This is a genomic window from Nonomuraea basaltis (assembly GCF_005893125.1).
GTDB classification, from domain to species: domain Bacteria; phylum Actinomycetota; class Actinomycetes; order Streptosporangiales; family Streptosporangiaceae; genus Nonomuraea; species Nonomuraea basaltis.
The window spans coordinates 49,682-60,966 of sequence record NZ_VCJS01000065.1 but is presented as its reverse complement, the minus strand read 5'-3'; the positions used below and the strand labels follow the sequence as shown (position 1 = coordinate 60,966).

Annotated in this window: 11 protein-coding genes; 4 read left to right on the top strand and 7 right to left on the bottom strand. The window is 67.3% G+C overall.

Annotated features, from left to right (window positions below):
- Positions 1-529: 529 nt before the first annotated feature.
- From EJK15_RS28685 to EJK15_RS73005, 4 genes are all read right to left on the bottom strand, one after another.
- Positions 530-1,042 (bottom strand): S26 family signal peptidase, encoded by a 513-nt coding sequence (locus EJK15_RS28685; protein ID WP_138713585.1) that lies wholly within the window; start codon positions 1,040-1,042, stop codon positions 530-532.
- Positions 1,043-1,103: 61 nt separating this feature from the next.
- On the bottom strand, positions 1,104-1,622 hold the full coding sequence (locus EJK15_RS28680; RefSeq protein WP_138713584.1) for a TlpA family protein disulfide reductase: 519 nt from the start codon (positions 1,620-1,622) through the stop codon (positions 1,104-1,106).
- On the bottom strand, positions 1,622-2,137 hold the full coding sequence (locus EJK15_RS28675) for a MauE/DoxX family redox-associated membrane protein (protein ID WP_138713583.1): 516 nt from the start codon (positions 2,135-2,137) through the stop codon (positions 1,622-1,624). The genes EJK15_RS28680 and EJK15_RS28675 overlap by 1 nt, the downstream gene beginning before the upstream one ends.
- A gap of 173 nt (positions 2,138-2,310) precedes the next feature.
- Entirely contained in the window at positions 2,311-2,859 is a 549-nt protein-coding gene (locus EJK15_RS73005; protein ID WP_206061152.1) for a hypothetical protein, read from the bottom strand.
- 302 nt (positions 2,860-3,161) lie between these two features.
- Between EJK15_RS73005 and EJK15_RS28665 the strand changes: the two genes are divergently transcribed.
- Positions 3,162-4,133 carry a TAXI family TRAP transporter solute-binding subunit gene (locus EJK15_RS28665; RefSeq protein WP_138713582.1) on the top strand — a complete coding sequence of 324 codons (972 nt, stop codon included), beginning with the start codon at positions 3,162-3,164 and terminating at the stop codon, positions 4,131-4,133.
- A gap of 98 nt (positions 4,134-4,231) precedes the next feature.
- Here the strand turns inward: EJK15_RS28665 and EJK15_RS28660 are convergent, their stop codons facing one another.
- A complete protein-coding gene (locus tag EJK15_RS28660; protein WP_138713581.1) occupies positions 4,232-5,674 on the bottom strand; it encodes a HAMP domain-containing sensor histidine kinase in 1,443 nt (480 codons plus the stop codon).
- Between the two features lie 6 nt (positions 5,675-5,680).
- Positions 5,681-6,364 carry a response regulator transcription factor gene (locus tag EJK15_RS28655; RefSeq protein WP_138713580.1) on the bottom strand — a complete coding sequence of 228 codons (684 nt, stop codon included), beginning with the start codon at positions 6,362-6,364 and terminating at the stop codon, positions 5,681-5,683.
- Positions 6,365-6,538: 174 nt separating this feature from the next.
- Between EJK15_RS28655 and EJK15_RS28650 the strand changes: the two genes are divergently transcribed.
- The 3 genes from EJK15_RS28650 to EJK15_RS28640 are packed head-to-tail and all read left to right on the top strand — an operon-like array spanning position 6,539 to position 9,556.
- Entirely contained in the window at positions 6,539-7,567 is a 1,029-nt protein-coding gene (locus EJK15_RS28650) for a tripartite tricarboxylate transporter substrate-binding protein (protein ID WP_138713579.1), read from the top strand.
- Position 7,568: 1 nt separating this feature from the next.
- Positions 7,569-8,030, top strand: a complete 462-nt coding sequence (locus EJK15_RS28645) for a tripartite tricarboxylate transporter TctB family protein (protein WP_138713578.1) — start codon at positions 7,569-7,571, stop codon at positions 8,028-8,030.
- A gap of 20 nt (positions 8,031-8,050) precedes the next feature.
- A complete protein-coding gene (locus EJK15_RS28640; protein ID WP_138713577.1) occupies positions 8,051-9,556 on the top strand; it encodes a tripartite tricarboxylate transporter permease in 1,506 nt (501 codons plus the stop codon).
- Positions 9,557-10,322: 766 nt separating this feature from the next.
- On the opposite strand, the gene EJK15_RS28635 is transcribed toward EJK15_RS28640, so the two are convergent.
- Positions 10,323-11,015 carry a haloacid dehalogenase type II gene (locus EJK15_RS28635; RefSeq protein WP_138713576.1) on the bottom strand — a complete coding sequence of 231 codons (693 nt, stop codon included), beginning with the start codon at positions 11,013-11,015 and terminating at the stop codon, positions 10,323-10,325.
- Positions 11,016-11,285 lie beyond the last annotated feature (270 nt).

Here is an 11,285-nt window from a genome sequence, read left to right as displayed (position 1 = left end):
CGCAACGGCAAGGCCGTCCTCATCGAGCCCGAGCCGACCTGACACAACTCACCGCGAAGCATCATCGCTCATTGCCGCTCGGGGTTCGCTGCCGCCTGCCCACGTGAAGGTCGAATTTTCGGGTCAGCACGAGGTGCCCTTGGAGCGGGCGGCTGGAAGCGTCAAGAACTCCCATCCTCCCAGCCCAAAGGGCACCTCACTTGCCTTTCGGACCCTCGCCCCCATGTTCACGCCGTGGATCCAAGATGAGGGCCAGATAACCTACAGACATACTAGCGCGCACATCTCCAGGTACTCCAAGCCCTCGGTCGGCATCAAATGTAGCAGCAATAATTTGTCTTCCGCCACGGCTGTGCACCGGACACCCGGCAGACAGTTCTGACCTGCCTCCTGACCTTGTAATCCATGAGTCCGGGGTTACAGGCGTACGGACCGCAGCGATATTCCGTGACGCACTCGTCCGCCGCAGCGCGGTGTTCTCGAACGACCAGCGCAAGAAGACGATCGCCGAGATTTCCGATGGACCGCATCATTTCGTTTGCTCCATTTCTATGTTGCCGATTCGATTTGGGACGAAAAAATCTCTTACTGGCTCGCTCTCCATTCTGCTGGGGTCTCTGGCAGGGGTTAGCTTTCGGATGGTGATGGCGTGGATATCGGCGATGGGGAAGTAACCGTGGTCGCGAGAGTCGAAGCTGGCGTCGGTGTTGTCGCCGATCAGGATGAGTTGTCCGTCGGGTACACGGGCATCGGGGACGAGTGGCCGCACGGATTGGGGGACACGATCGCCGGGCAGCGCGGCGATGCGCTTGATGAGGAACGGGCTGCCCATCGGCAGTGGGCTGAGCACCACGGCGATATGGCCGCTTCGCAGGGCCGACGGGGCCACTCGCCGGGCCAGGAGCCGGTCGCCGTCGGTCAGAGTGGGGGCCATGCTGTAGCCGTCCACGCGGATGATCGAGTACGCCCGGCGCAGCCGTACGATCAGCGCGATGAGAACAACGACAGCGCACCCCGTGGCGAGGCGGATCGAGGCGGTCACTGCAGGACCTCCTCCTTCTGCTGCTGGTAGGCGACCGCCGCGGCTGCCTTTGTGGATTGGATCATGCTCCCACCAAGGCCGGCGCGTCCAGGTCGGTGCCCGCTACCGTGCCGTCGGCATCGATCACGTAGACGGTTGGGTACCCGCGGACCTTGAATGCGCTCTGCAGGTCACCCATCGGCGCCTCGACCACGACCCTCGCCACGTCACCCAGGCGCTCGATCTCCTCGGCGACGTCCTCATCGGGATCGGCGACCACCACGGCGAAAGCCTGGCTTGAGAACCGGCGGGCTCGTGCGATGAACCGCGGCAGCAACTCCTCACAGGGCTGGCAGCCCGGGGAGAAGAAGCCAATGAGCGCGGGCCCGCCCAGAAGCCCATGCGAAACCGGCTCGCCGGCGGTGGTCATTGCCGCGAACTCCGGCATTCTCTCGCCGATGAGAAGCCCATCCATCATCGGCGGACCGAACGCGGGTTGCGCGGCCAACGTGCGGAGCCGACGGATCACGCCGACCATCAGCAGCAGATTCACCACGGACAGCAGCCCGACCACGACAACGGCCGCGGCAAGATATTCCATCACACACGCTCCCCGTGTCTCTCTATGAACAGATCGGCGATGTCGTCGAAGATGATCAATAGGGTGGCTCCGACCAGACCAGCAACTGCCGCGATCGCCAGCCCGGCAGCCGTGAGATCGCCGGGGACTGCCAGACTTGCCCCGCCCAGCACGACCACCGCCAGCAGTAGGCTGTTGCGCACCAGGTGCGACGGGCCCAGCGGGACCTCCGAAGCGCCGAAACAGCGGCACGACGCCCGCGTCCCCCGTCGGATGGAAATGGCGATCCCCGCCGAGAAACAAACCAGCAGAGCCCCGCTCATGGTCAGCCCCAGCGCTGGGAACAGCATCGCGACGGGCACGACGGCCTCCGCGGCTGCCACCACCACGGCCGCCGACCATCGAACCCGCACGGGCAACATCACCAGAGAAGACGAGAAAGCCCGCAGCGCCGCGCCGCTACGCAGCTTCGTGAAAGCTGACACGGCGAACACCGCAGCGAGCAAGACCTGGCAGGCCACCAGCACTAGAGCCATGCCGCAGTATGCTTCTGCTCCGTGTTAGCACCGCACTAGCGCGGCACTAGCCCGAGGTGGGCGCGCCCCGTTGCCGTGTGACCGCACCGAAGCGCAGCACCGCCGTCGGGGATGGCGTTTATGCCGCGGATTCCAGCATCACGGCACCTTCTCCCGGAAATGATCAATCCGAGTCAGGGCAACGGATGACCGTCGACCGAGCGGGGGCCGCTTTCCGGTGATGGTGTCAGCCGATCTCCGGCATCGGCAGGGAGCCGACCATCAGAAGGCGCCTGGTTGGCGCCCGGCTTCTCTCGACTCCAAATCTGAGTGCATCGAGGGAGGTCTTCGATGCCCCCACCTTCCGGGATCATGCCCCAGAGGAAGGGGATCAGGTATTGAGGCGGCTCGCCCAGGAGCACGGCCAGTTCGTCCTCAGTAACGGTGAGGGTGGATCCCGAGCCCGGTTGCCCCGAGTTCCATCCTTGTTCGACGGCCCGCCGGATGCATCCGATGACAAGGATGGGACGGATCGCGATCGTTCGCTCTCCTAGCGAGTTGTCCGGCCGGGCGCAGGGGAGCGACACCACAAGAACGCCTTCCGGCTCCTCGGCTCGCTCAACGGCGAAGCTGAGCGGGCTCCAGCTGTTGCCTTGGCTGTAGGCCGGCCTGTGGCTGACACGCCAGCGGTAGACGGTGCCGTCGACGGTGATGAGCCGCGAGCCCTTCTTGGGCATCGCCACAGCGGCCTCCAAGCTCTGCTCGTGTTCCGTCGCTGTTCCGTGGGAGCATCGGAATCAGCGAGAAGTGATGTGAAACGCCCGCAAGCATAACTGCTGCTCATCGGCATGATCGAAGTATTTTCGCAGATGACCAGATCACGCATCGGAGAACACCCAGATCCAGAGGATGGTCATGGCCAGGCAACTCCTCAAGTAGCAATGCAACCTTGCCGGAGAGCGGTCGCAGGGTGACGTGGATGCGGTGCATTGATGAGACGCTGATGTCATCGGCGGCCGACGGCCGCCGTCCGTATCATCTCGGCATGGTGCTGAACCTGGAGCGACGGCTCAACCGGCGGGCGGTGCTCCTTGCCGCCGGAGGGCTGCTCGTCGGTTGCTCCCAGCAGCCCGAGGTCGACAAGGTTCACCTGCGGCTGGCCACCGGGCCGGCGGGGGCGGTGTACCGGCGCATCGGCGGGTCGCTGGCCGAGCACATCTCCGAGCAGGTGCCGGGTGCCACGGTGAGCACTGTGCCGAGCGGGGCATCCACCGACAACATTCGGATGCTGCGGGCCGGTGAGGTGCACCTTGGGCTGACAAGTCTGGACGCGCTGATCACGACCGATGGCAGCGCGCCCCAGGGGCTCTCAGCGATATGTCGGCTGTACGACAGTCACCTGCATCTCGTGGTCATGGCCGGTTCGGCGATCGGCGAGTTCCGGAACCTCGAGGGCAAGCGCATATCCCTCGGGGCCCGCGACTCGGGTACAGAGTTCACGTCACTGCGGGTTCTGGAGCTCGGACTGGTGGACGCCGACGGGCGGCACCTCAGCCAGGCCGAATCGGCGGCGGCACTGCGCGACGGCGAGATCGATGCGATGTTCTCCCTGACCGGGGTCCCGACGCCCGCCATCACGGAGCTGGCGCAGCGGCACCCGATCCGATTGATCCCGTTGGACGCGCAGGCGGACGCGCTCTTCACGGCGTTCCCAGGTCCCTACACTCCGGCCGTGATCCCCGCGACTGCCTACGCCGGTGTCCCGGCCACCCGGACCATCGCTGTGCCGAACGTGCTTCTCGTGCGCAACGACCTGCCCGATGGCCTGGTGCACGCCATCACTGACACGATCTTTACGCATACCGGAACGATCACCTCTGGCGGCCGCGACGACGCCGAAGCCATTCCCGAGGCCGTTCCCGAAGCGTGGCAGATCAACGTGCGTACCGGGATCTCCACCGCATCGATCCCGCTCCATCCGGGCGCGGCCGCCTGGTTCCGCGACCGCAAGCGCTGACCCAAGCCCTGATCCAAGCGCTGATCCAAGCCCTGACACATGCGCTGACACATGCGCTGACCTGGGACAGCGACAGGCCGGCGACGGAGCTCGGGGCCTCAGACGGGCGACGGAGTCGGGGCGTCGGGCGACGACTCCACCCGCGGTACGACCGGTAGCGTGACCACAGCGGCGAATCCGTGCCCGGACCCGTCCGGACGCGGCAGGCCCTCCTCCAGCCGCAGCTCGCCCCCGGCCGCCCCGACCAGATCGGCGCAGATGGCCAGTCCCAGGCCGGTCCCGGACACGTTCTGGTGCCGCGGCGACCGCCAGAAGCGCCGAAGCGCCTGGGCCCGCTCGGACGCGTCGATGCCCTGACCGTCGTCACGGACAGCAATCGCGACCACGCCCCCGGGGACGACGCGGGCGCTGACCTCCACCACCTGCGCGTCCGACAGCCGTAACGCATTGCTGATCAGCTCGTCCAGGATGCTCCCCAGCCCACCCGTCGGTTCCAGCAACCGCAACCCCGGCGGCACATTCACCGCCAACGTCTGCCCCGCCGTCGCCGTCAACGCCCGCCACCGGTCCACCCGGGTCGCCAGTACCGCGTCAAGATCCACCGGCGACGCCGTACGTATGCTCTCCATCCGCGCACTGGCCTGCAACGAGTTCAGCATCCGCTGCATCGCCTTCACCTCATCGACAGCGACGTCGTACACCTGCCGCCCGTTACCAGCCACGCCCAGATGCGGTTCCAGACTCTCCACGGCGAGCCGAAGGCTGGTCAGCGGATTGCGCAACTGATGGGACGCATCCGACACAAACGCCCGCTGCCGCTGCACCGCGTTCTCGACCGCGTCCATCATGGTGTTGAACGACTCCGCCAGCCGCCGCAGCTCCACCGGCCCGGCCTCGGCGTCCGCCCGGATGGTCAGGTCGCCCTGTGAGATCCGCGAGCTCGCCGCGTCCAGCTCGCGCACCGGCCGTAGCACCCACGCCGATACCGGCCAGGCGACGGCCACCAGCGCGATCAACGGCAGCAGGCCGAGCCCGGCGAGCTGGGCCCAGCGTACGAGGATGCGATGGCGCGTCTTCGACAGGTCGGAAATCGTCACGACGGCGCCGACGACCTCGCTGTCCCGGCCCACCGGCTCCGCGACCACGAGTGCGGAGTCGTCCCACGGCGCCCATTCCCCGGACGGTTCGGGCCGCGCCCCGGCCAGCGCCGCGGTCACGATCCTGGGCAACGCCGGCTCGGCCCGCGCCGCCTCCTGGTACGCACCCGTCGGCCCCAACAGCACCGTGCCCGACGTGTCGATCACCGCGACCGGGATGCCGTACAGCTCGTGGTAGCGCGCCAGCTCCTGCTGGAGCGCCTCGGTCCGCCCGGTCGACAACGCGGTCTCGGCCAGCGACGTGAACCGGCCGACGTCGTTGAGCCGGTCGACATACGTCTCCTGCATCTCCCGCTCGGCCACGGTGACGCTGAGCGGCATCCCGAGCGCCGCGACGAGCAGCACCGCGAGGGGCACCAGGACGACTAGCAGGCGACGGTGCACGGCGCGTCAGCCGATCGGCTCCGGCTCGTCGGCCAGGAGCCGATAGCCGACCCCGTGGAGCGTGCGGATGACCACGGCCGGCCCGAGCTTGTGCCGTAACGCCGCGATGTGGGTGTCCAGGGTACGGCTCGAGGACTCCCAAGTCGCGCTCCAGATCTGGTCGAGGATGACGTCGCGGCTGACCACGTTCGGCGCGCGCCGGGCCAGCAGCAGGAGCAGCTCGAACTCCTTGCGGGTCAGCGTCACGTTCGTGCCGTTGACGGTGACCTCGCGGGTGCCGACGCCGATCCGCATCGGGCCGAGGACGAGCGGCTCGTCCGGATGGCTCAGGGCACGCGCCACCCGGGTACGCCGCAGGACCGCGTCGATCCGCGCCAGCAACTCCGGGATCCCGAACGGCTTCACGATGTAGTCGTCGGCGCCGGCGCGTAAGCCGCGTACCCGCTCGTGCTCCTCCGAACGTGCCGTCACGGCGATAACGGCGGTCTCCGGGCGGTCACGCAGCTTACGGATCACGTCGAGTCCGTCGCCGTCGGGCAGGCCCAGATCGACGAGGACCACATCGGACGGGGCGGCACGCACGGCCTCGGCGGCGGTGGCGATGCGGTGGACCTCGAAACCCGCCTGGGCCAGGACGGTCACCAGTCCCCGCGCCACGCGGTCGTCATCCTCGATGATGGTGATCCGCATACCGGATTGTACGGCCCGGGTCCACGCTCGCGTTAGCCCCTTCAGTTCTTGGGATTTCTCTGACATTCGGCGCATTCCTTGGGATTTCTCTGACACCATCCGCGTCCCTGCCCGCCCAGACTGAGGCGGCGCACTCACCGACGAACGCGAATGCGCTGACGAGGAGGCCGCGATATGAGAACGACCAGCAGGTGCCGGGCCGCCGCGCGGATGATCGCCGCGATCGGCGTCGTTTCGCTCGTCGCCGCCTGTTCCGGTAGCGGAGGCGCCCCCACCGGTGGTGGCGCTACCAGCGCAGGCTACCCGGACCAGAACATCACGTTCGTCGTACCGTTCAGCGCGGGCGGCCCGACGGACACGGTAACCCGCATGATCGCCGAACCGATGGCCGCCAAGCTCGGCACCAAGATCGTCGTACAGAACGTCGAGGGCGCCGGCGGCACGGTCGGCGCCGGCGAGGTCGCGCGGGCCGAGCCCGACGGCTACACCGTCCTCATGCACCACATCGGCATGTCCACGGCGCCCGCCCTGTACCAGAACCTCGGCTACAAGCCGCTCGAGAACTTCGAGATGATCGGACTCGTCACCGAGGTGCCGATGACGATCGTCGCCCGCAAGGACTTCGAGCCCAAGACACTCCAGGACCTCGTCACGTACGTGAAGGCGAACGCCGGCAAGGTCACCCTGGCCAACGCCGGCATCGGCGCCGCGTCCCACCTGTGCGGCCTGCTGTTCCAGACCGCCGCCGGCGTCAAGCTCCAGGAGGTCCCGTACGAGGGCACCGGCCCCGCGCTGACCGACCTCGTCGGCGGCCAGGTCGACTTCATGTGCGACCAGACGACCAACACCAGCGGCCAGATCTCCGCGGGCGAGGTGAAGGCGTACGCGGTCACCACGCCGGAGCGGGTGAAGAGCCTGCCCGACCTGCCCACCACGGCCGAGGCCGGGCTGCCCAAGCTCCAGGTCAGCGTGTGGCACGGTCTCTATGTCCCGGCCGGCACACCGCAGGAGGTTGTCCAGAAGCTGTCCGAGGCGCTGAAGACGGCACTGGCCGACCAAAAGGTCATCGACCAGATGGCCAAGCTCGGCACCGCGCCGGTCCCGGCCGAGAACGCGACCCCGCAGGCGCACCGGGCCAAGCTCCAAGAGCAGCTCGGCACCTGGGCAAAGGTCATCGCCGACGCCGGCGTCAAGGCCTCCTGAGGTGGAGCGCCGCCGATCCTTCCCGGACGTCCTCGCCGGGGCGATCTTCATCCTGATCGGTGGCGCATTCGTGGTGGGGTCGCTCGGCTACGAGCTGGGCACCCCACTACGGATGGGCCCCGGCGCCTTCCCGCTGCTGGTCGGCGCGACCGTGGCCGCCCTGGGCCTGGCGATCGTCATCAAGGGACTCATCGCCGGCGAGGTGGTCTCGTTCGGGCCGATCCCCTGGCGTGCGGTCGCCGTCATCGTGCTCGCGGTCCTGTTCTTCGGATTCACCGTGCGAGGCCTCGGATTCGTACCGACGTCGGCGGTGACCGCCCTGCTCACCACGCTGGCCAGCACGCGCGTACGGCCGCTCACGGCCGTGGCCGTGGCCGCCGGGCTGACCGTGGCCAGCACGCTCATCTTCGTCGTCGGACTTCAGCTGCGGATCCCGCTATGGGGCCCGTGGCTGGGGTTCTGACGCGGCATCCGGATTGAGGCATGGAACTTCTCGACAACCTCGCGCTGGGCTTCTCGACCGCCCTCCTGATCCAGAACGTCCTCTACTGCTTCGTGGGAGTGCTGCTCGGGACGGCGGTCGGCGTGCTGCCCGGCATCGGGCCGACGGCGACGGTGGCGATGCTGCTGCCGATCACGTTCAGCTTCGAGCCGGTGACGGCGCTGATCATGCTGGCCGGCATCTATTACGGCGCACAGTACGGCGGCTCGACGACCGCCATCCTGATCAACCTGCCCGGTGAGTCGTCGGCGGCGGTCACCGCGCTGGACGGGCACGAGATGGCCCGGCAGGGCCGGGCCGGCGCGGCGCTGGCCGCCGCTGCGGTCGGGTCCTTCATCGCGGGTACGGTGGCCACCGTCGCGCTGGCCGTCGCGGCCCCGCCGCTGGCCCGCGTCGCGTTGCAGTTCGGCCCGGCCGAATACTTCTCGCTGGTGCTGCTCGGCCTGATCGTGTCGATCGCGCTGGCGCGTGGCACGGCGCTCAAGGCATTGGCGATGATCGCGCTCGGCGTCCTGCTCGGTACGGTCGGCCAGGACCTCTACACGGGCACGCCCCGGTTCGTGTTCGACCAGCGCGAGCTGTACGGCGGCATCGACTTCGTATCGGTCGCCGTCGGCATGTTCGGGGTGGCCGAGATCCTGCGCAACCTGGAGAACGAGCAGACCCGCACGGCGGTCATCAGCAAGGTGAAGAACCTCTGGCCGACCCGCGAGGACCGGCGCCGGATCGTCGGCCCGATCCTGCGGGGTACCGGTCTCGGTGCCGCGCTCGGCGTCTTGCCCGGCGGTGGCCACGTGCTGGCCTCGTTCACCTCGTACGCCGTCGAGAAGCGGATCTCGAAGCGGCAGCAGGAGTTCGGGCGCGGCGCGATCGAGGGCGTCGCCGGCCCCGAGTCGGCGAACAACGCCGCCGCACAGACGTCGTTCATCCCGCTGCTCACCCTGGGTCTGCCCGCCCACCCGGTCATGGCACTGATGGTCGGCGCGTTCATCGTCCACGGCATAACCCCCGGCCCGAACGTCATCACCGACGAACCGGCGCTGTTCTGGGGCCTGATCGCGTCGATGTGGATCGGCAACGTGCTGCTCGTGCTGCTGAACCTGCCGCTGATCGGCCTCTGGGTGCGCATGCTGCGCATCCCGTACCAGGTGCTGTTCCCGATGATCATCCTGTTCGCCTCGATCGGCACATACTCTCTGGAGTTCAACGCGTACGACGTCTACGCGATCGTATTCTTCGGGATCCTGGGCTACATCCTGATCAAGTGCGGCTGCGAGCCGGCGCCACTGCTGCTCGGCTTCGTCCTCGGTCCCCTGCTTGAGGAGAACCTGCGCCGGGCGCTCATCATCTCCCGCGGCGACGCGTCGGTCTTCCTGACCCGACCGATCTCCGCGGTGCTCCTGGCCCTGGCCGTGGCAGCGCTCGTCGTCGCCGTCCTCCCGACGATTCGCAAGCGCCGCGAGATCGTGTTCGCGGAGGAGGAGTAGGAATTCTTAACCCGCGGGTTCGGGGACGGGCTCTTCAACGCAGCAGATGAGTGCATTGCTGGAGCAGTGATCTGAAACGGACGTCGCGGCACGAGTGGGCGACATCCTGACGGCTCCGATCAGGTCCTCCACGACTTGCAGTTTCGACGCCCGATGCGCCACCGCCCCGCCCGACTGAAGCCGCGTCACAAAGATCAGCTACAGAGCCTTTACCTGTACTCAGCTCTGTACATCGAGAAGGACGCCGACAGGCGGTGGCGTTGCGGATGCTGGGAGGCGCCTGCAGGTCATCGTCCGCCAGGGTCTGGCGCCCTTTGCCCGTACCGCATACTCCGTCGTACCGCGCCGGAAGCAACCCGTCACGACTCACAGACACTACGCATTCAACCTGTGTGGTCGAGTCCCGATACCGCTGGACGCCCTCCGCGACGCCCTGACCAGACCTTCCCTGCGAAGACGACGAATGCCTCGGTCGCCGTGTTGAAGTTGACGTACAGCCCTCCCGTCGGGGCGAGGTTGGCGGCCATCTGCTCGGCCGGCTTTCTCGGCGTGGGTCTCTTCGGCGGCGAAGTCCAGAAGTGTCCACCGCCGAGGCCGGCCGGTTGCGGCAGTGGACACCTCGATCCGCGCGATCTTGGTGACCTGCAGCGGAACGTCGGTCAGCGTGCTGGTAACACCTCGTGTTTCAGGGATACGAGTTCGACGCGACACCCATTCAGCGAACGTCCACCCCTGGACGCGGGAATCATTCATCGGATCGGCGCTTCTACGTCGCCGTCAGCGCGTCGACCAACTCATCCAGGCTGTTCGACCGCCATTTGAAGGTGTCGGTATCCATTGGAGGATCCCCGGCTGGTCGCTGAACGTAGGCGGTTCGCATTCCCACCGCCTGAGCTCCGCGAAGGTCCCAGGCGTGGGCGGCGACCATCAACACGCGCTCTGACGGACATCCTGCCGCGTCGACCGCGAGCTGGTAGACCTCCGGTGCGGGCTTGTATGCCTGGGCATCTTCGGCGGACAAGGCTTGGTGCCAGCGCAGCCCGGCGTATGCGTTGAGACGGAGCAGAGTCGCGCGACTGGCATTGGAGAGCCCCAGTACAGGAAATCGCCGCGCGAGGCGCGTGAGTCCGGCGAGGGAGTCGTCCCAGGGCTTTAGGCGCTGACCCGCGGTAGCCAGTCGCTCAATGGCCACCGGGTCGGTGAGCCCGGCACAGTCGGCTACGCGTTGAGCTGCCTCGCGGTCGATGATCTCGGTGTTGGCGTATGCCCGGCTTTTTTCCTCGATGCGTTGCTGCTCGTGCTCGACATGCTCTCGCCACACGGTGAGCAACTGGTCGACAGACGAACCGTCGGACGCGGGCACCGCGTCGCGAATCGCCGCTCGAAGTCCGCCTGGCTCGTCGACCATCGTTCCGAGGACGTCCAAGACGACTACCTCGATGTCGCATGCCTCGGCCATCCGGTCTCCTCTTTATGGCAGTCGGGCACGACGTGGCCCGGGCTAACACGTGGACTGGACAGTCAGGAGGGTTGCCCAGTTTCCGTGCGCGTTCAACGCCCCATGTGCGCCTGCAATCCGGCGCACTAGCCCCAGTCGCGTCACCGGTTCAGCAGGTAACGATTGTTGCTCGACCTCACGTCACCGGTCAAGATGGTGACGTGAGATTCCCATTCGTGAGTGGCAACCCAGCTTTGGACTTGGTCGGCACCGTGGGGGTCTCGTCGAGAC

What these genes read in the sequence shown, in the direction of transcription:
- EJK15_RS28680 (WP_138713584.1), bottom strand. Translation starts at nt 1,622, where the DNA reads ATGGAATATCTTGCCGCGGCCGTTGTCGTGGTCGGGCTGCTGTCCGTG.
- EJK15_RS28675 (WP_138713583.1), bottom strand. Translation starts at nt 2,137, where the DNA reads ATGGCTCTAGTGCTGGTGGCCTGCCAGGTCTTGCTCGCTGCGGTGTTC.
- EJK15_RS28665 (WP_138713582.1), top strand. Translation starts at nt 3,162, where the DNA reads ATGGTGCTGAACCTGGAGCGACGGCTCAACCGGCGGGCGGTGCTCCTT.
- EJK15_RS28655 (WP_138713580.1), bottom strand. Translation starts at nt 6,364, where the DNA reads ATGCGGATCACCATCATCGAGGATGACGACCGCGTGGCGCGGGGACTG.
- EJK15_RS28650 (WP_138713579.1), top strand. Translation starts at nt 6,539, where the DNA reads ATGAGAACGACCAGCAGGTGCCGGGCCGCCGCGCGGATGATCGCCGCG.
- EJK15_RS28640 (WP_138713577.1), top strand. Translation starts at nt 8,051, where the DNA reads ATGGAACTTCTCGACAACCTCGCGCTGGGCTTCTCGACCGCCCTCCTG.
- EJK15_RS28635 (WP_138713576.1), bottom strand. Translation starts at nt 11,015, where the DNA reads ATGGCCGAGGCATGCGACATCGAGGTAGTCGTCTTGGACGTCCTCGGA.